Annotated in this window: 14 protein-coding genes; 7 read left to right on the forward strand and 7 right to left on the reverse strand. The window is 66.3% G+C overall.

Annotation, left to right across the window (positions count from 1 at the left end; genetic code table 11):
* Positions 1 to 187: 187 nt before the first annotated feature.
* Positions 188 to 1,045 (forward strand): polyamine aminopropyltransferase, encoded by an 858-nt coding sequence (speE, locus tag ACCQ12_RS18640; protein WP_123137647.1) that lies wholly within the window; start codon positions 188 to 190, stop codon positions 1,043 to 1,045.
* A 368-nt stretch (positions 1,046 to 1,413) separates the two neighbouring features.
* On the opposite strand, the gene ACCQ12_RS18645 is transcribed toward speE, so the two are convergent.
* Both ACCQ12_RS18645 and ACCQ12_RS18650 read right to left on the reverse strand, forming a co-directional pair.
* Positions 1,414 to 2,025 (reverse strand): PH domain-containing protein, encoded by a 612-nt coding sequence (locus tag ACCQ12_RS18645; protein ID WP_047692758.1) that lies wholly within the window; start codon positions 2,023 to 2,025, stop codon positions 1,414 to 1,416.
* A gap of 192 nt (positions 2,026 to 2,217) precedes the next feature.
* Entirely contained in the window at positions 2,218 to 3,030 is an 813-nt protein-coding gene (locus ACCQ12_RS18650; protein WP_372383662.1) for an outer membrane beta-barrel protein, read from the reverse strand.
* Positions 3,031 to 3,575: 545 nt separating this feature from the next.
* Between ACCQ12_RS18650 and ACCQ12_RS18655 the strand changes: the two genes are divergently transcribed.
* Entirely contained in the window at positions 3,576 to 4,232 is a 657-nt protein-coding gene (locus tag ACCQ12_RS18655) for an RIO1 family regulatory kinase/ATPase domain-containing protein (RefSeq protein ID WP_372382442.1), read from the forward strand.
* 222 nt (positions 4,233 to 4,454) lie between these two features.
* Here ACCQ12_RS18655 and ACCQ12_RS18660 read toward each other — a convergent pair whose 3' ends face one another.
* Both ACCQ12_RS18660 and ACCQ12_RS18665 read right to left on the reverse strand, forming a co-directional pair.
* Positions 4,455 to 6,428, reverse strand: coding sequence for a glycoside hydrolase family 84 protein (locus tag ACCQ12_RS18660; RefSeq protein WP_372382443.1), 1,974 nt, complete (start codon positions 6,426 to 6,428; stop codon positions 4,455 to 4,457).
* Positions 6,429 to 6,882: 454 nt separating this feature from the next.
* Positions 6,883 to 7,257, reverse strand: coding sequence for a P-II family nitrogen regulator (locus ACCQ12_RS18665; RefSeq protein WP_199680230.1), 375 nt, complete (start codon positions 7,255 to 7,257; stop codon positions 6,883 to 6,885).
* Positions 7,258 to 7,410: 153 nt separating this feature from the next.
* On the opposite strand from ACCQ12_RS18665, the gene ubiK reads away from it, so the two are divergent.
* The 3 genes from ubiK (at position 7,411) to ACCQ12_RS18680 (ending at position 9,960) form a co-directional block, all read left to right on the forward strand.
* Entirely contained in the window at positions 7,411 to 7,695 is a 285-nt protein-coding gene (ubiK, locus tag ACCQ12_RS18670; RefSeq protein ID WP_039411142.1) for a ubiquinone biosynthesis accessory factor UbiK, read from the forward strand.
* A 15-nt stretch (positions 7,696 to 7,710) separates the two neighbouring features.
* Entirely contained in the window at positions 7,711 to 9,231 is a 1,521-nt protein-coding gene (locus ACCQ12_RS18675) for a YifB family Mg chelatase-like AAA ATPase (protein WP_372382444.1), read from the forward strand.
* Between the two features lie 219 nt (positions 9,232 to 9,450).
* Entirely contained in the window at positions 9,451 to 9,960 is a 510-nt protein-coding gene (locus ACCQ12_RS18680) for a lipocalin family protein (protein ID WP_039411161.1), read from the forward strand.
* A gap of 417 nt (positions 9,961 to 10,377) precedes the next feature.
* Here ACCQ12_RS18680 and ACCQ12_RS18685 read toward each other — a convergent pair whose 3' ends face one another.
* Positions 10,378 to 10,554, reverse strand: coding sequence for a hypothetical protein (locus ACCQ12_RS18685; protein WP_372382445.1), 177 nt, complete (start codon positions 10,552 to 10,554; stop codon positions 10,378 to 10,380).
* Positions 10,555 to 10,936: 382 nt separating this feature from the next.
* Here ACCQ12_RS18685 and ACCQ12_RS18690 point away from each other — a divergent pair, with 382 nt between their 5' ends.
* Positions 10,937 to 12,508: an EAL domain-containing protein gene (locus ACCQ12_RS18690; protein ID WP_166750695.1), complete on the forward strand. Its 1,572-nt coding sequence runs from the start codon at positions 10,937 to 10,939 to the stop codon at positions 12,506 to 12,508.
* A gap of 399 nt (positions 12,509 to 12,907) precedes the next feature.
* Here the strand turns inward: ACCQ12_RS18690 and ACCQ12_RS18695 are convergent, their stop codons facing one another.
* Both ACCQ12_RS18695 and ACCQ12_RS18700 read right to left on the reverse strand, forming a co-directional pair.
* Positions 12,908 to 14,029, reverse strand: coding sequence for a fatty acid desaturase family protein (locus tag ACCQ12_RS18695; RefSeq protein WP_372382446.1), 1,122 nt, complete (start codon positions 14,027 to 14,029; stop codon positions 12,908 to 12,910).
* Positions 14,030 to 14,038: 9 nt separating this feature from the next.
* Positions 14,039 to 15,115 (reverse strand): ferredoxin reductase, encoded by a 1,077-nt coding sequence (locus ACCQ12_RS18700; protein WP_166750696.1) that lies wholly within the window; start codon positions 15,113 to 15,115, stop codon positions 14,039 to 14,041.
* Between the two features lie 93 nt (positions 15,116 to 15,208).
* Here ACCQ12_RS18700 and fabR point away from each other — a divergent pair, with 93 nt between their 5' ends.
* Positions 15,209 to 15,856: an HTH-type transcriptional repressor FabR gene (gene fabR, locus ACCQ12_RS18705; protein ID WP_039411152.1), complete on the forward strand. Its 648-nt coding sequence runs from the start codon at positions 15,209 to 15,211 to the stop codon at positions 15,854 to 15,856.
* Positions 15,857 to 17,070: the final 1,214 nt, after the last annotated feature.

Consider the following 17,070-nt stretch of genomic DNA (forward strand, 5'->3'; position numbering starts at 1 on the left):
GCATGCGCAGGGTCCGTTACAATCCGCGCCGACTTCACGCCCCTCTCCTGCTGGAGCGGGGTGGAATGCAGGTTCAGCCGCTGCGCAGGTTGACTGCACGAGGCTGCGCCCGACCCCCATCCGGCGCTTTGCGCCACCTTCTCCCGGTGGGAGAAGGGACAGCTCCCCTTCTTTTCAGGATTTTTGCATGAGCGCCAACGACAACTGGTACATCGAACACTTCCAGCCCACCGGGTCGGCGATCGGCTTCCGCATCAGCGGCAAGCTGGACGAGGTGCAGTCCCCGTTCCAGAAGATCGAGATCTACCAGACCACGGACTGGGGCAAGTTGATGCTCATCGACGGCGCGGTGATGCTGACCAGCCGCGACAACTTCTTCTATCACGAGATGATCAGCCACCCGGCGCTGTTCACCCACCCCGCGCCCAAGCGCGTGGTGATCATCGGCGGCGGCGACTGCGGCACCCTGCGCGAGGTGCTCAAGCACCCCGGCGTGGAAAGCGCCACCCAGTGCGATATCGACGAGCAGGTCACCCGCATGTCGGAGAAGTATTTTCCCGAGCTGTGCGATTCCAACCACGATGCGCGCGCCGAGCTGCTGTTCGACGATGGCGTGGCCTACATGGCCAATTGCCCGGCCGGCAGCGTGGACATCGTGATCGTCGATTCCACCGATCCGGTGGGCCCGGCCGAGGGCCTGTTCAATAAGGCGTTCTACGAGAGCTGCTTCAAGGCGTTGAAGGACGACGGCATCCTGGTGCAGCAGTCCGAATCGCCACTGGCGCTGCTGGACCTGATCAACGAGATGCGCACCGAAATGGGCAAGGCCGGCTTCCAGTCGTTCAAGACCCTGCCGTTCCCGCAGCCGTGCTACCCCACCGGCTGGTGGAGCGTGACCATGGCCAGCAAGCAGGCCAAGGCCGATTTCGCGTTCCGTCAGGATGCCGCGCAGGCCAAGGGCTTCGAGACGCTGTATTACACCGCCCATCTGCACACCGGCGTGCTGGTCGCCCCGCCCTTCGTGGCCAAGGCACTGGGCGAGTAAGCGCAGCGAACAACCCTTCGCCTGCGGGCGCGGACGGCGCGCGCAGGCGCGATGCTTGAATGGTTGCGGCCGATTGACGACACCGGCCGCAACGGCCTGGCAGTGAGCCCAGGCTGTCGGCAGCCGCCCGTTGACGCGACTGCCTGCACGCCTGCAGTGCGCGGGCTGATCTGCCAATGCGTTGCGCCTGGTGTGCTGGCGCACCGATGCCGATGGTGCGGCGATGCGCCGCTCACATTCCCTCGAAGGGCGATCGATCGACAGTGCAGCCGTGCGCGGGAAGCATCGTCTTGCGCGCCATTGCTGCGTCACGCTGCCGTCGATGCCGCTGCCCATGCCATGCCGACCAATGTATGGGACCGCGCAGCCTATAACCGGGCCAGGACTTCCGTTTTCTTTGCGTCGAATTCGTCCTGCGTGACCAGCCCCGCATCCAGCAATTGCTTGAGCTTGCTCAACACCTGCACCGGATCGTCTGTGGCGGGAACGGCACCGGCCTGAGATGGCACTGCCGCCCCTTGCGCACCCGGCGCATGCACCACCACGCCACCGGCCGCCGCACGCAACTTGTCGATCTCCAGCTGTTGGCGCTTTTCGTAGGCCGATTCTTCCACCTGCTGCGCATAGGCATAGACGCGCCGCGCCTGCTTCTTGGGCAGGCTATCGATGGAGGCAGAGGTGCCCTGGGTAGTGCGGCACATGATGGTCGCCCCGAGCATCTGTTCGCTCATATGCACATCGAGCACCTCGCGCCAGGGGAAATCGCGGAATGTCATGCCGAACAACGTGGGGTAGACCACGATGAACCTGCGGTTGGTCAGCACCACCGCATCCGGCGACAGGTTCATCACCATCTTCTTCTGCACGGCGATGTACTCGACCTGCTCGTCGCGGGTCAGCAACTCACTGACCTTGGGCAGGATCTTGCCGACTGCCACCGGATCCTGCTCGTCTGTCAAAAACTGCGCCACTGCGTCCATAGGCCCTCGCCAACGGCTGACTCACTGCGTTGACCACGACACTACAACAACCTGCATAGATGGCTATGCAATGCCGATGAGCTCCGGCGGCACGGCGTCACCTGCGCTGCGTTTCACTGCGCAGCTGACGCAACGCTAGCTCACGGAAAAGGGCGGACGTTGCCGCCCGCTCTTCGTGACCATCGACCCGTATCAGAAGCGGACTTCGGCTCCGAAGCTCAGCACTTCGGCACGATTGATCGTGAGGTCTTCGTAGTCATCGTAATACTCGTCAGCGTAGACATAATTCGTGTAAAGCGCGCTCAAGCTGACGTGCTTGCCGATATCTACGCCAAGACCGGCGCCGACGTAGGCACCATAGACGCGCTCGTTGTAGTCCTCACCTTTCGCCTTGCCGCCCCAATAGCCCAGCCGCACGAGCGCAAAAAGGGGAACATCGCCAAAGTTGAAGCGTGCCGTTCCACCGATGCTGCCAAAATCCACATTGGGAATGACGACAAAGCCATCCGCATCCTTGGAACCATCCACTTTCCCGGTTGCGGCTTCGATACCGATCAATGTGACCGGACCTGCGCGCCAGCGGTAGCCAACGTTAAAGCCCTGCATATCCTGCTTGCCGTTTTCAAACACCTTGGCTTTGCCACTCTGCACGCCAAGGAACAGCCCGCTCTTGAGGCGCTGCTCTTCTTCGCGCGGCGGCGGCGGTACGTAGGCCGGCGCGACTGGCGCCGCCACTGCCGACGCCTGCTCGGCCACCGTACTGAATCCGCCAGCCTCACCGGTCTGGCTGGTGCCGCTTCCACCGACAGCAACCGGCGCGCCGCCGATGCCGGCTTGCGAGGTGCGCGACGACTGCGCTGCCGGCGCGCTCGCGTCCTGGGCGCCGGTCTGCTGCTTTTGCTGTTGCCGGTAGCTGTCCCAGCCGCGCGACAACGATTGCGCCGAGGCCTGTGCCGTGACGCCGAAGGCCGTGCAGGCCAACAGCAGTGTTGCGGTCCTTTTCATCGTTTCCCCCAATGAGTCGTACTCCATCGTTCCCGCATCCTTGCGCACGCAGGGGTCACCTGACGGCGTCTGGAAGTGGCGCAGTTGCTGTCGAATTCGGGGCTTTCCCGGCATCACCGGATGTCGTGCGACACCGATCCAGGCGCCGTCCCTGAGAACGTGCCCGTACTAACGCGTGATGCAGCCCCCTGACCGCAGCCGGCACAGTGTCTGGAGTCTCAGCAGCTGTCAAGAAAAGATGTGACAGCCTGCGCCTGGTTGAAGCGATCGCAAGTCAGGCGCTGATCGAAGCGGGCAGAGGGCACCGCCGACGCCATTTTCTGCCCGCGCACGCGCGGCCCCACGCGATGCCGGCCAATCTTTCGGGTCGAGGCCGCCAAGCACTTGATTAGCAACGCCGTTCCACCTCCGGAACATTTCATTTGTTAAACAACTGTAATTTCAATACTCACAAGTTCTAAAATTGCGCAGACCGATCCCTCGCGATCATCGTGAACCTGCGCAACGCGTGACATCTCCGCGCCGCCAAGGTCCGGAGAACTGCCATGCACTACCAACCGCTGGACGTGCCCAGCCTGCACGTTGTCACGCCCGTGTTGCTCAAGCAGGGCACCCGCCTGCTGGAACCCGACGTCTACCGCACCCACGTGGATGGGCAACTGGCGGTGGTCAAGGACTACGGCCGCTACCGCCGCACGCTGCTGGCGCCGGTCGCGCGGCTGATGGTGCGTCACGAGGCCAGGATGCTGGAACAGCTGAAGGGCTGGCGGCATGCGCCGGCCCTGCTCGGCACGCTGGGTGGCCTGGCGCTGGGCATGGAGTTCATTCCCGGCGACACGCTCAGCGCCAGCGCGGTGGTGGGCCAGGAGGTCTTCCAGCAACTGCAGCAGGCGTTACGCCGGCTGCATGCGTTCGGCATCACGCATAACGATCTGCATGGCACCAATGTGGTGGTCAGTGCGGGCGTGCCGGTGCTGATCGATTTTACTTCGGCGTGGCGATTCCCGCGCTGGTTGCGTCGCGGCACGCTGGCGCGTCAGCTGCAACGCAGCGACGTGGCCAACTTCCATAAAATGCGCCAGCGCCTGGCCGGCATTGCACCGACGGCCGACGAAGCCGCACGCAGCGCCGAACCGCGCTGGGTGCATGCCGTTCGCAGCGGTTGGAAGCGGCTGTATCGGCGTCTGAAAGGCACTGCGTAACCCGCGCTGCTGGCCGGGAGCCGCTCTTGGAGAGCGGCTGGCCAACGTTGTGACGTCAGCCGCTGCGCTGATTGCACCGGTTTGATCTGCAGCGCGGAACATCCCCGAGTGCTCTGTGCATGCCACGTGCTGCGACGCGGATGGCAAGGGCGCTGGCGCGTTTGCCTGCACCGCGACGCGAACAGTCACCCCTGCGCGTCGCGGTGCCTGCGCACTAACCCATCACTTTGCTGCTGCCGAAGCGGCAACTGCCGGCGCGCGATAGGCGATCAAGCTCGGTGCATCGGTGACGAAGCGGTCGAGCACGCCGTCGGCGATCTTGACCGGGCCCCCGAAGCGGGTGGCGCCGGGAATCGATGGGATGGCCGCAGCGTTGGCTGCAAGCGCAGCCGCATCCGCAAACAACGCCGGTGCCTCGGTGCCGCCGCGATTGGCCGCATCCAGCCCGGCTGCGGTCTTCTGCAGCGCGCGGCCCCAGCCTTCCATCGCCTCCAGCCAGGGACGCGATTGCGCGGCGAAGCCCTTGTCGGCCACGCCGTCGCGGATGATCTGCGGCGCGGCTGCCAGCTCGTCGGCCGTACGCGCCAGCTCGGCAATCGCCTGCGTGCGCGCTGCCGTATCGCCCAGCGCGATCGCTTCGCGCACATGGTCGAGCACGGCCTTCAGCCGTGGCGCCTGCTCCTGCCACGGCTGGCTGCCGAAGGTGGGCGCCAGGTGCTGGGTGTCGAAGAAGGTCAGCAATGCCGCGGTGACGCGCGCATCGCCGCCGGCCAGATCGCGCGCCGCCGCATGCCAGGTACGTTCTGCGTCGTAGCCTTTGTCGTTCCAGGCGAAGGCGGTCAAGCCCATCACCGCCACGCGGCTGGGCACTTCCTGGTTCATCGGGTTGGAGACGATGCCCGACAACTCGGCCGACAGGCCGGCCTCGCGCCGCGCGTACGGCGCCATCAACAGGCGCCCGGCCGAGGTTTCGAAATCGTTGACCGGGTAGTTGTCCCACAACAAGGTCTTGCGGCCGAACGCCTTGGTGGCGGCGCGCGCATCGGGAATGGAAATGGCCGGCGGCACCACGTCGGTGCCGGTCCACTGCACCACGATCTTCGGGTCCAGATGCTTGCGCAGCGCTTCCTTGTAGGGGCTCTCCTTGGCGTCGTAATACTCGGTCGGCACCATGATCAATTCCGACGCTGCATCGTGCCGCGCAACCAGATCGGCCTGCACCAGATTGAGCAGGTGCGATTGCGCGATGCCCGCCGCCTGCGCGCCGGACTCGCCGAAGGTGGCCTTGTCGCGTTCGCAGTTCCACTTGGTGTATTCGATGTCGTCCAGCGCCACATAGAAGCTGCGCACGCCCAGCGCGCGGAACGCATCGAACTTGCGCAGCAGTGCCTTGGCGTCGGCGGGATCCGAGAAGCACACCGTCGGGCCCGGTGAGATCGCGTAGACGAAATCGACGTGATTGCGCTTGGCGGTGGCAGCCAGCTGGCCGAGCGCCTTCAAGGTCGGTTTCGGATACGGCTCGCGCCAGCGATCGCGCGCGTAGGGGTCGTCCTTGGGGCTGTAGATGTAGGTGTTGGCCTTGGTACGGGCAAGAAAGTCGATGTGCTTGCTGCGGTCGCTCATCGACCACGGCGCGCCGTAGAAGCCCTCGATCGTGCCGCGGATCGGCATGGCCGGGTAATCCTGGATCGTCAGCGTCGGGATGGCCGGCCGCGCGAGCAGTTGGCGCAGCGTCTGCGCGGCGTGGAACAGGCCATCGCCGTCGTGGCCGGCAAGGGTGATCAGGCTGCCGCGATCGAGGGCAACGCTGGCCAGCGTGTAGCCCTCCTTGTGCGTGTCCTGCACGGCCTTGCTGCGCGTCAGCGCGTCGTGCACCACTGCTGCATCGCCGGTGCCGAGCATGATGTGCGGGCGGTCCAGCGTGGCGGGCAGGCGCGTGGCAGTGGCAATGTTGCTGACGCCGGCCGTGGTGAGGATGCTGCGCACCAGCGCGACTGTGGCCTTGTCCGCGCCAGGCGCGACCACCAGCACCACGGACCGGCCCAGGCTGATCGTCTCGCCATCCAGGGTGATCGATACCGGGGCCGGAAAGATCGCCGGCTGGGTGACCGACTCGGCCAGCGCCGATGTCGCCAGGCCCAGCGCCACCACCATCGGGAGCAGGCGCAAGCCCGACTTGCCACTGCGTCGCTTCATGTCCGAACTCCGGTATTGGAATGGTATTAACGCCTAGAGTAGGCAAGTCGCTACGCGGGGACAAGAGCAGCGCCTTGCCATGGGTCGAGTCCGTTTTGCGCGTAACGAAAGCTGCTGTCGCCAGGCATCCGCAATACAGTACCGTCGCCGCGCAACCTGCAGGCTGCGGTATTGAAATGGTATGAGGCGAGATGGCTACGCGGCTCAGAGCAACAGCCGACTCGCGGTCAACGGATACTTGTCGGTACCGGTAGGGGCGCCGCTGGCTGGTACGTCGCTTATGGAGGCAGCCGTCAGGCAGCTGCAGACCCCGTCGCGCGAACCGTTTGGCATCACGCGCTGGGCCTGCTTGTCGTCGATCGGGCCCGTTGATGCCGACCTTCGACCCAGGCATCACGGTCGCGCGGAGACCGGCAACGCCGCCGCAGGCTCGGCCTACGGCGTGCGCTCACTCCTACAGCGCGTCGCTATCCAGCTCGCCGGTGCGGATGCGCACCACCGTGCCTAGGTCGTAGACGAACACCTTGCCATCGCCGATCTTGCCGGTGCCGGCAGCAGCCACAATGGCTTCGACCACGCGCTCGGCCTGGTCGTCGGTCACCGCCACTTCGATCTTCACCTTGGGCAGGAAGTCGACCACGTATTCGGCGCCGCGATACAGCTCGGTGTGACCCTTCTGCCGGCCGAAGCCCTTGACCTCGGTCACCGTGATGCCTGCCACCCCGCAGCCGGCGAGCGCTTCGCGCACATCGTCGAGCTTGAACGGTTTGACGATGGCCATGATCATTTTCATCGGTGCAGATCCCAGGGCATGACGGCCGCGCAGCATACCGTGGACGCAGGCAACACTCATCTAATGCGGCAGCGCCGTCACCGCGGACCACAGCCGAATGGGACTATCCTTACCGCCTGCCGACTGCCTTGCCGATGTCCCGCGTGTCCCGGCCTGCACTAGGCTTCCTACGGACCTGCGGAGAACACCATGATCGATTTCAATCAGCTCGACGACCTCGCCCGCCGCCTCAGCGACCTGGTGCCACCGGGCCTGCGCCAATCGCGCGAAGAACTGCAGAGCACCTTCAAGGGCGCGCTGCAGGCCGGCCTGGGCAAGCTGGACCTGGTCACCCGCGAAGAATTCGACGTGCAGCGCGCGGTGCTGCTGCGCACGCGCGAAAAACTCGACGCGCTCGAACAGGCCGTCGCCGCACTGGAAGCGCGCGCAGCGGGCGCACCGCCCAGCGCCGCTGCCAGCGCCGACAGTCCCTGAGCTGAGCCGCCCACCATGAGTCTGGCGCTGGTGCACAGCCGTGCCCGCGTAGGGGTGCAAGCGCCCGAGGTCCGGGTGGAAGTGCATCTCTCCGGGGGTCTCCCCTCCACCCAGATCGTGGGCCTGCCCGAGGCGGCGGTGCGCGAATCGCGCGAACGCGTGCGTGCGGCCCTGCTGTGTGCCCAGTTTGAATTCCCGGCGCGGCGCATCACCATCAACCTGGCGCCAGCGGATCTGCCCAAGGACGGCGGTCGCTTCGATCTGCCGATTGCGCTTGGCATCCTGGCTGCCAGCGGGCAGATCGACCGGCAGGCGCTGGCCGAGTACGAATTCCTAGGCGAGCTGGCGCTGACCGGCGAGTTGCGCGGCGTCGACGGCGTGTTACCGGCGGCCCTGGCGGCCGCGCAGGCCGGGCGGCGGCTGATCGTGCCGCTGGCCAATGGCGCCGAGGCCGCCATTGCCGGGCATGTCCAGGCCTTTACCGCACGTACCCTGCTGGAGGTATGCGCCGCGCTCAACGGCACCCAGCAGGCACCAGCCGCCGCGCTGGCGGTGGCCACCCTGGGCACAGCGGCCCTGCCCGACATGGCCGATGTGCGCGGCCAACCGCACGCACGCCGCGCACTGGAGATCGCCGCCGCGGGGGGCCACCACTTGCTGCTGATGGGCAGCCCCGGATGCGGCAAGACCCTGCTCGCCTCGCGCCTGCCCGGCCTGCTGCCGGATGCCAGCGATGCCGAGGCGCTGGAAACCGCCGCCATCCGCTCCATCAGCGGGCGCGGGCTGGATCTGGCGCGCTGGCGGCAGCGGCCCTACCGATCCCCGCACCACACCGCCAGTGCGGTCGCCCTGGTCGGTGGTGGCACGCATCCGCGCCCCGGCGAGATCTCGCTGGCCCATAACGGCGTGTTGTTTCTGGACGAGCTGCCCGAGTGGCAACGACAGACGCTCGAGGTCCTGCGCGAGCCGCTGGAATCGGGGCTGGTCACGATCTCGCGGGCAGCGCGCAGCGTGGATTTCCCGGCACGGTTCCAGCTGGTTGCCGCCATGAACCCGTGCCCGTGCGGCTGGGCCGGCGATGGCAGCGGGCGCTGTCGCTGCAGCAGCGACAGCATCCGCCGGTATCGCAGCCGCATCTCCGGGCCGCTGCTGGACCGCATCGACCTGCATGTCGATGTACCGCGCCTGCCGCCGCAAGCGCTGCGCAGTGGCAACCCGGGCGAGGACAGCGCCAGCGTGCGTGCACGCGTGGTCGCCGCGCGGCAGCGCCAGCTTGCGCGCGGCCCGCTGCCCAACGCACGCCTCGACCAGCCGGACACCGATCGCCACTGCCGCCTGCACGGCGACGACCAATTGCTGCTGGAGCGGGCGATCGAGCACCTGCAACTGTCCGCACGCTCGATGCACCGCATCCTGCGCGTGGCGCGTACCATCGCCGACCTGGACGACAGTGCCGTCATCGCCACGCGCCACCTGACCGAAGCCATCGGCTATCGCAAGCTCGATCGCGCGCTTGCCCCTGCCAGCGCGGCCTAGCGGGCGGCCGAAAATGCCGGAACCGTGCTGCGGCGATTGGAGCAACACAAGCGGCTTCCGCACGCCCTGAGTGATGTGCGACTGCGGGCAGTGATACGCGACTGCGGGCAGCGCCGCGCGATGCTTGGTCGCCGCATCGAGCGCAAGGCGGGACATCGCAACATCCACTTCATGGCGCTCCGCGTACAACGTCGGCCACTCCATTGCGCAGAGGCCGTCATGAGCCGACATCCCGACCTGACCACCGTTCCGTCGCTGGATCTGAACCGCTATCTGGGCACCTGGTACGAGATTGCACGGCTGCCGATCCGCTTCGAGGATGCAGACTGCACCGACGTGTCGGCGCACTATTCGCTGCAGGACGACGGCAGCGTGCGCGTGCAGAACCGCTGCCTGACTGCGGCGGGCGAGCTGGAAGAGGCCGTGGGAGAGGCCCGCGCCATCGACGACACGCACGGCCGGCTGGAAGTGACGTTCCTGCCCGAGGGATTGCGCTGGATTCCCTTCACCAAGGGCGATTACTGGGTAATGCGGATCGATCCCGAGTACACCGCCGCCCTGGTGGGCAGCCCCGATCGCAAGTACCTGTGGCTGCTGGCGCGGCTGCCGCAGCTGGATGAGAACATCGCCCAGGCCTATCTGGCGCAGGCGCGCGAGCAGGGGTTCGATCTGGCACCGCTGATCCACACCCCACACACCGGACGGTTGACCGAACAACCGCTTCCCTGAAACCCCGCGAGGTACCAGCGCTGCTGCGCGACAGCCGAGCGGTTGCACGGTGCCCCGTTCGACCTGCCTCCTGCAGCGCCTGAGTGCAAGCGCGTGCAACGGATCGCCAACTGATCCGTGGCACGTTCGACGGCGCAGCATCCGCGCCACGCACGCACGCTTGCAACGCCGCACATGCGACGCTGCAGCATGTCGCCCGGACTCGGCTGGCGCGCCGGCTTGGCTGCGGCGACAGCCGCCGCAACGTCGTCCAGCCCGCGGCGCGAGCTGACGCATGCCGGACCACACCCTTCCTCTCCCGCCGGCAGCCTTATGAGAACGGCCGGGCCCGGACCAGCACTACCAGATCGGCAGCGCCATCCTGACCCGGCCGCACCGGTTCATGCGCGCGATGGGCGGCCATACCGCCCGGCCGGTTTACCCGTTGAGGGTGCCCAGATCCTTGGCCGCGGCCTGCGCACCTTCCAGACTATCGAAGGCCACACCGGTATCGCCCACCACGTACTTGATCAGTTCGCCGTCGCGCGTGGTTTCGCGCATCTTGAAGATCGGCACTGCGTCGGTGCCGCCGACGCGTTCTTTCTGCGTTGTCATGGTGATTCCTCCAGTGAGAGCGCCTTGCAGGGGACCGGCTGGCCCCGCAGCCCGCGGTGGCGAGCACAGACGTACCGACCCTAGCGCGCCCATGCGTGCAGGCGCGTGAATCCCTCCAACGCAGCGGCCACCCTGTGCGTACATGGTCCGCCGCAAGAAAATCACAGCGACTTCGCTCCGCGGACGCGCGCAATGCACGCGTGTGTCGTACATTCGCGACGTGCAGCCTCATCCGTCCACTTCCGTTGTTCACCTAACGCCGTTACGGCGCACTGCCTGGCGCGGTGGTAGTGCCATGGCACTGGCTCGATGCGTGCTGCGCCACCGGCATCATGCAAGGCCGTGTGCGTGAGCTGGCCTGTATGTCGATGCAGGTGAGGACATGAAGCGTCAACGCATCATCAGTCTGACCGTGCTGCTGGTGGTGCTGTGCGCAACGCTCCCGATCGGACTGTCGTATTACCTGGCCTGGCGGCTGGCGCTGTCGCGCGAGGAGAGCAGGCTCAGCCAACTGGCGGCGCTGTCGATCCGGCGTACCGACACGGCCTTCGACGAAGCGCATGGCGCGTTGTTGAGCATGGCCGCCTCACAGGCGCCGCCCTGCTCGCCCGCACATCTGGCGCAGATGCGCGCGCTGGTGCTGACCAGCCATTACATCGTCGAGCTGGGCCACTTTCGGCAACGCTGGCTGCGCTGCACCTCGTGGGGGCAGTTTCCCGACAACATCCCGCAGACCGCTCCGGATTTCGTGGTCAAGCGCGGCATTGCAGTGACTACCCGGCTGCTGCCGCTGGCCAATCCGCAACATCCGTTGATGGCGCTGCAGCTGGGCAACTACAACGCCCTGATCAATCCGAACACGCTGGCCGACATCAACATCCCGCCGGGCCTGCAGCTGGCGATCGGCACGCCCGACGGCCAGGTGCTCAGCAGCACCGGCACCGCGGCCGAACAGTTGCTGGTGGCGCCGCCCACCGACGCCGCCACGTCCCGCCCCGACGGAGACACCCAGCCACAGGTGCTGTACGGCCGCGACCGCCGTGGCGACTGGGCGGCGGTGGTGACCGAGCCGGCGGCCTATCTGCGCGGGCCGCTGGCTGCGGCACGCCTGCAGGTGATGCCAGCCGGCATCGCGGTGGCCGTGCTGCTGGTGGGCCTGGTGCTGTGGGTGTCGCGGCGCCGCCTCTCGCCGCTGGCACGGCTGGAGATTGCGGTGCAGCGCGGCGAATTCATCGTGCACTACCAGCCCATCATCTCGCTCGATAGCGGCCACTGCGTCGGTGCCGAGGCACTGGTGCGCTGGCAGCAACCCGACGGCGTGCTGGTGCCGCCGGATGCCTTCATCCCGCTGGCCGAAGAAAGCGGGTTGATCCTGCCGATCACCGATCTGGTGGTGGCCGAGGTCATCCGCGAGCTCGGCCCCACCCTGGCCGCCGACCCGACCCTGCATGTGGCCATCAACGTGTCGGCCGACGACATCAAGAGCGGCCGGGTGCAGTCGGTCCTGGCGCAGGCGCTGCAAGGCACCGGGGTGGACAGCGGACAACTGTGGGTAGAGGCGACCGAGCGCAGCCTGATGGATATCGATGCGGCGCGCACCACCATCACCCACCTGCGCGGCGCCGGCCACACGGTGTCGATCGACGATTTCGGCACCGGCTATTCGAGCCTGCAATACCTGCAGGGGCTGCCGCTGGATGCGCTGAAGATCGACAAGTCGTTCGTGGACACCATCGGCACCCACTCGGCCACCAGTTCGGTGACCGCGCACATCATCGAGATGGCCAAGACGCTGCAGTTGCGCACCATCGCCGAGGGCGTGGAGCGCCAGGAACAGCTGGATTACCTGCGCGCGCATGGCGTGGACCTGGCGCAGGGCTGGCTGTTCTCGCGCGCGCTGCCGGCAACCGGCTTTATCGCCTACCACGCGCAGACCCGCAGCGCGGCGCACTGATCCACTCGGCGGCATCACCCGCACGTGCCGGGTCGGCTCGCTGCAGCGGTGGGTCGAAGGCAGATCTGCCGCCGCGTCGCGCGCGCATCGCCGACCGATATGGACTGGCGCTGTGCGCATCATCGACATACACGCGCGAGCCGATCATCCAACCGCGACGGGAAAGTCGGTGCTGCGCCCTCGCAGGCTGACGCGCGCAGCGCATCCTGCTCCAGTTGCGCACCCAAGTGTTGGCCACCATCGCCGCAAGACAGCGACGGGCGCTACCCATGGCCGAACCAGGCGCCAGCCTGCGTGCGAGAACCCTGGGCTGGACATCTCCACCACCGTTGCCACGCGGCCTACCTGCAAAAAGAAAGGCCGCCAATGGCGGCCTTGCAGTAGCGGCAGCGCGCCCGATCAGGCGCTCTGCAACGCGCCGCTGCGTTCGCGCACCGGCTTGGGCCGGCTGGGAAACGCATGCCGCACGATCCGCCACATCACCTGGCCAAACTGCCGCGGCAGCGAGCCGGTGTTGTAGTGCTGGCCGTAACGGGCGCAGATCTGCCTTACCTCGACCGCAATCTGCGCATAGCGATTGGCCGGCAGGTCCGGATAGAAGTGATGTTCGATCTGGTGGCTCAGGTTGCCCGACAGCACGTTCATCAGCTTGCCGCCGGTCAGGTTCGACGAGCCGCGCAGCTGACGCAGGTACCAGTGCCCGCGCGACTCGTTGCGGATCGATTCCTTCGGAAACACTTCCGCATCGGCGGTGAAGTGGCCGCAGAAGATGATCACGAAGGTCCAGATGCTGCGCAGCACGTTGGCGGCCAGGTTGCCCAGCAGCACGGTCAGGAAGAACGGGCCGGCCAGCGCCGGAAACACGATGTAGTCCTTGAGCATCTGGCGGCCGATCTTGCGGCCGACCGGCAGGAACGAGGCGCGCAATTCGGCCGCCTTCATCTTGCCGGCGAACCAGCGGCCCAGGCGCAGGTCCTGGATCGCCACGCCCCATTCGAACAGCAACGCAAAGACCACCGCGATGAACGGCTGCATCAGGTAGAACGGGCGCCAGCGCTGCTCGGGGAAGATGCGCAGCAGGCCGTAGCCGATGTCGTCGTCCATGCCGCGCACATTGGTGTAGGTGTGGTGCTTGAAGTTGTGCGTCTTGCGCCAGTTGTCGCCGGTGGCGACGATGTCCCACTCGTAGGTGTTGCCGTTGAGCTGCGGGTCACCCATCCAGTCGTACTGACCATGCATGACGTTGTGGCCCAGCTCCATGTTCTCCAGGATCTTGGACAACGTCAGCAGCACCACGCCGGCGATCCAGGCCGGGATCAGCACGCTGTGCACGAACGCACCCAAAAACAGCAGCGCACGGCCGGCCACGCCGGTCCAGCGCACGGCCGCCACGATGCGGCGGATGTAGCGCGCGTCGTCGGCGCCCACCTGGCGCTGCACGCGGGCGCGGATGGCATCGAGTTCGTCGCCGAAAGACTGCAGTTCGGCAGCGGACAGGGCACGGTTGTGGACTCGGCTCATGAGGGTTCCTTACAGATCCAGGATCAGGTCAGTGCTCGGGGCACTGATGCACAGGCGGACCTGTGCGGTGGGTTCGTTGCTGCGCTCACCGGTCAGCAGGTGGCGCGTGGTGCCGGACTGGCGCGCGCACGCGCAGCTGTTGCAGATGCCCATGCGGCAGCCGTGCTTCGGCCGTAGGCCCTGGGCTTCCAGTCCTTCCAGCAGCGACTGGCCGCGCGGCAGGGTGAGCGTACGGCCGCTGCGTGACAGCTGGACCTGCACCTGCCCGGCTTCGCTTTCGTCCAGTGCCGGCACGCTGAAGGCTTCGGCCTGGAAGGCGGCCACGCGCCCTTGCAAGCGCTCGCGCGCCGCCTGCACAAAACCGCCCGGGCCGCAGGCCATCACATGGCGCTGGTCCAACGCGGCAATCTGCTCCAGCGGATAGCTGTCCACGCGCGCGGCCGGTGTCTGGCCCTCGCGAGTGGTGAGAAGGCGCACGCGCAGGCGCGGATGCGCCGCAGCCATCGCCTCGAACTCATCCATGAAGCAGGCTTCGTCGCGCTGGCGCACCCAGTACAGCAGGTCCACGTCCACCGGCATGCCGGCCTGCGCGGCGGCCTGCAGCAACGCGCGCATCGGGGTGATGCCCGAGCCGGCGGCCAGCAACAGCAACGGGGTGGGGGTAGCCGGCAGCAGCATGTCGCCAAAGGCCGGGTCCAGCGACACCACCGTGCCCAGCGCTGCATCGCGCGCCAGGTACCGGCTGACCTGCCCGCCTTCGATCGCCTTGACGGTGATCGCCAGGCGGCCGTCGGCCAGCACGGTCGGGCTGTAGCTGCGCAGCAGGCGGCGGCCATCGATCTCCACGCCAACGCTGACGTGCTGACCGGCCTGCAGACCCTGCCAATGGCCATTGGGCTGCAACACCAGCGTCACCGCATCGCGGCTGGCGGCGCTGCGCCCGACCAGGCGGGCCATCGGCCGCTCCAGCGTCCACAGCGGGTTGATCCGGGTTGCCCAGAAATCGAACAGCTGCGGCGACACCAGGCGGCGCGCCAGCCGTGCAGGCAGGGGGGACTTGGACTTGGGAGTGGATGCCAGGCTCATAGGGTGCACTATACGCGTGCATGCACACACGTGTATACAGTTGTATATCGGCCGGAAGCGCTATGATTCATGCCCACGCCCGGCTGCTGCCTCATGACCTCCATCGCCCTGCCTTCCCACGACGCGCCGCCGTCACGCAAGCCGGCGATTTCACGCGAGGACCTGATCGCCGCGGCGTTGTCGCTGATCGGCCCGCACCGCAGCCTGTCCACCCTGAGCCTGCGTGAAGTGGCGCGCGAGGCCGGCATCGCGCCGAACAGCTTCTACCGCCAGTTCCGCGACATGGACGAGCTCGCCGTGGCCTTGATCGACCTGGCCGGGCGCTCGCTGCGCACCATCATCGGCCAGGCGCGCCAGCGCGCCACCTCCACCGACCGCAGCGTCATCCGCGTCTCGGTGGAAGCCTTCATGGAGCAGTTGCGCGCCGACGACAAGTTGTTGCACGTGCTGCTGCGCGAAGGTGCGGTGGGTTCGGACGCCTTCAAGCAGGCGGTGGAGCGCGAGCTCACCTACTTCGAAGACGAGCTGCGGGTGGACCTGATCCGCCTGGCCGCCGCCGACAATGCCAAGCTGCATGCGCCGGCGCTGGTGTCCAAGGCGATCACCCGGCTGGTATTTGCGATGGGCGCGGTGGCGATGGACTCCCCGCCGGAAAAAGATCCCGAGCTGGTCGAACAGATCTCGCAGATGCTGCGCATGATCCTCACCGGCGCGCGCACCCTGGGCACGCACGGCGGCTGATTGTTCGCGTTGGCGATGGCGTTGCCGCGAACGAGCAGCGGCATCGGCGCATGGACCAGCGCACACGCCGATGCTGAGCACGCCGTACATACCGTCTGACAAATGCTTGCTACGTGCTGTCGGCGTGCTTCCTCTGCAATGCCTGACATCAGGTCAGCGGCGGATACCGACCGTCGCATTCAAATCCAATACCGCCTTGCGGTCGTTACACAGCTGCATTCTCTTTCGACTATCCGAAAGATAATCCGAAAAATAATTGCATAAAGTGCTTGCGCAATGAAAAGGACGCAGGTAATGTTCGCGCCCTCGGCAGGTACGCCTGCATTTTCAACGAACCAACCTCATGCCCCTGCTCCATTCCGCCACATTCAATCGACTGCCCAGCGCACACCGCGCGGCATCGTTTGTGCGCACGAAGAAAGCAGCCGTGCGCATCACCCGATTCGACTGATGTCCTGACAAGGAGATCGGTCACCCGATCTCCGAGGCAAGCGAACGCCCTCGGATGCTGCATCCGGGGGCGTTTTTCGTTATGCGTTCGCATCGCATCGTGTGGATGACCTTCCAGGCACCCGGGCATGGATTGCCCGACAACATGGACGTTGCAAAGCGGTCAGGCGCGAAAGCGCTGTGCCCAGGTGTCGGGCACGGGCGGCGCGTGGTCATGCACATACAAGAATTACCGTTTGAATAAAACGGTGATCAGAAACACTGCGGAAGATATTCAGCGGCCTGGAGTTTATTCCAGCTGGTGCGCGCGGCTGTGCCGTGGCGTATACCGAACGCTTTCTCAATGTTTCTCGTTACGGGTATCGGCTCCTGGTGGAGCGGCGGCAAGTACGCAGGCCCGGTTCAATTCCGGAATACTCACCACTGGATAGCTCAGTTGGGTAGAGCAACAGATTTCTAATCTGTCTGTCGCGGGTTCGAATCCCGCTCCATGCATGACCTTATTGGTCATTTCTCGGGACGCAAGTCCCTTTACGGAAACGCCCATGCCGCAGGCACACAGGCAACCCATCGCCTGACCGCCTGCAGCAGCGGCGCCGTGGCCGGGCCCTTGCCCTGAACGCGCGTGCTGCACCGTTTGCAACCGCTGCGCACTACATCGCACAGCGGCGGCAACGCGCATGCAAGCGCCAACAGCGCATCGCGCCCCGCACGGCCGCCGTCACCGGCGTTTCCACCTTTCAACGCCGCGTTGCATCGGCACA

This window comes from Xanthomonas sp. NCPPB 1068, from assembly GCF_041479385.2.
In the GTDB taxonomy this organism is placed as follows: domain Bacteria; phylum Pseudomonadota; class Gammaproteobacteria; order Xanthomonadales; family Xanthomonadaceae; genus Xanthomonas; species Xanthomonas cannabis.

Bases quoted from the DNA above. Each gene is read 5' to 3' on its own strand.
- speE (WP_123137647.1), top strand. From the start codon at position 188: ATGAGCGCCAACGACAACTGGTACATCGAACACTTCCAGCCCACCGGG.
- ACCQ12_RS18645 (WP_047692758.1), bottom strand. From the start codon at position 2,025: ATGGACGCAGTGGCGCAGTTTTTGACAGACGAGCAGGATCCGGTGGCA.
- ACCQ12_RS18650 (WP_372383662.1), bottom strand. From the start codon at position 3,030: ATGAAAAGGACCGCAACACTGCTGTTGGCCTGCACGGCCTTCGGCGTC.
- ACCQ12_RS18655 (WP_372382442.1), top strand. From the start codon at position 3,576: ATGCACTACCAACCGCTGGACGTGCCCAGCCTGCACGTTGTCACGCCC.
- ACCQ12_RS18660 (WP_372382443.1), bottom strand. From the start codon at position 6,428: ATGAAGCGACGCAGTGGCAAGTCGGGCTTGCGCCTGCTCCCGATGGTG.
- ACCQ12_RS18665 (WP_199680230.1), bottom strand. From the start codon at position 7,257: ATGCTGCGCGGCCGTCATGCCCTGGGATCTGCACCGATGAAAATGATC.
- ubiK (WP_039411142.1), top strand. From the start codon at position 7,411: ATGATCGATTTCAATCAGCTCGACGACCTCGCCCGCCGCCTCAGCGAC.
- ACCQ12_RS18675 (WP_372382444.1), top strand. From the start codon at position 7,711: ATGAGTCTGGCGCTGGTGCACAGCCGTGCCCGCGTAGGGGTGCAAGCG.
- ACCQ12_RS18680 (WP_039411161.1), top strand. From the start codon at position 9,451: ATGAGCCGACATCCCGACCTGACCACCGTTCCGTCGCTGGATCTGAAC.
- ACCQ12_RS18685 (WP_372382445.1), bottom strand. From the start codon at position 10,554: ATGACAACGCAGAAAGAACGCGTCGGCGGCACCGACGCAGTGCCGATC.
- ACCQ12_RS18690 (WP_166750695.1), top strand. From the start codon at position 10,937: ATGAAGCGTCAACGCATCATCAGTCTGACCGTGCTGCTGGTGGTGCTG.
- ACCQ12_RS18695 (WP_372382446.1), bottom strand. From the start codon at position 14,029: ATGAGCCGAGTCCACAACCGTGCCCTGTCCGCTGCCGAACTGCAGTCT.
- ACCQ12_RS18700 (WP_166750696.1), bottom strand. From the start codon at position 15,115: ATGAGCCTGGCATCCACTCCCAAGTCCAAGTCCCCCCTGCCTGCACGG.
- fabR (WP_039411152.1), top strand. From the start codon at position 15,209: ATGACCTCCATCGCCCTGCCTTCCCACGACGCGCCGCCGTCACGCAAG.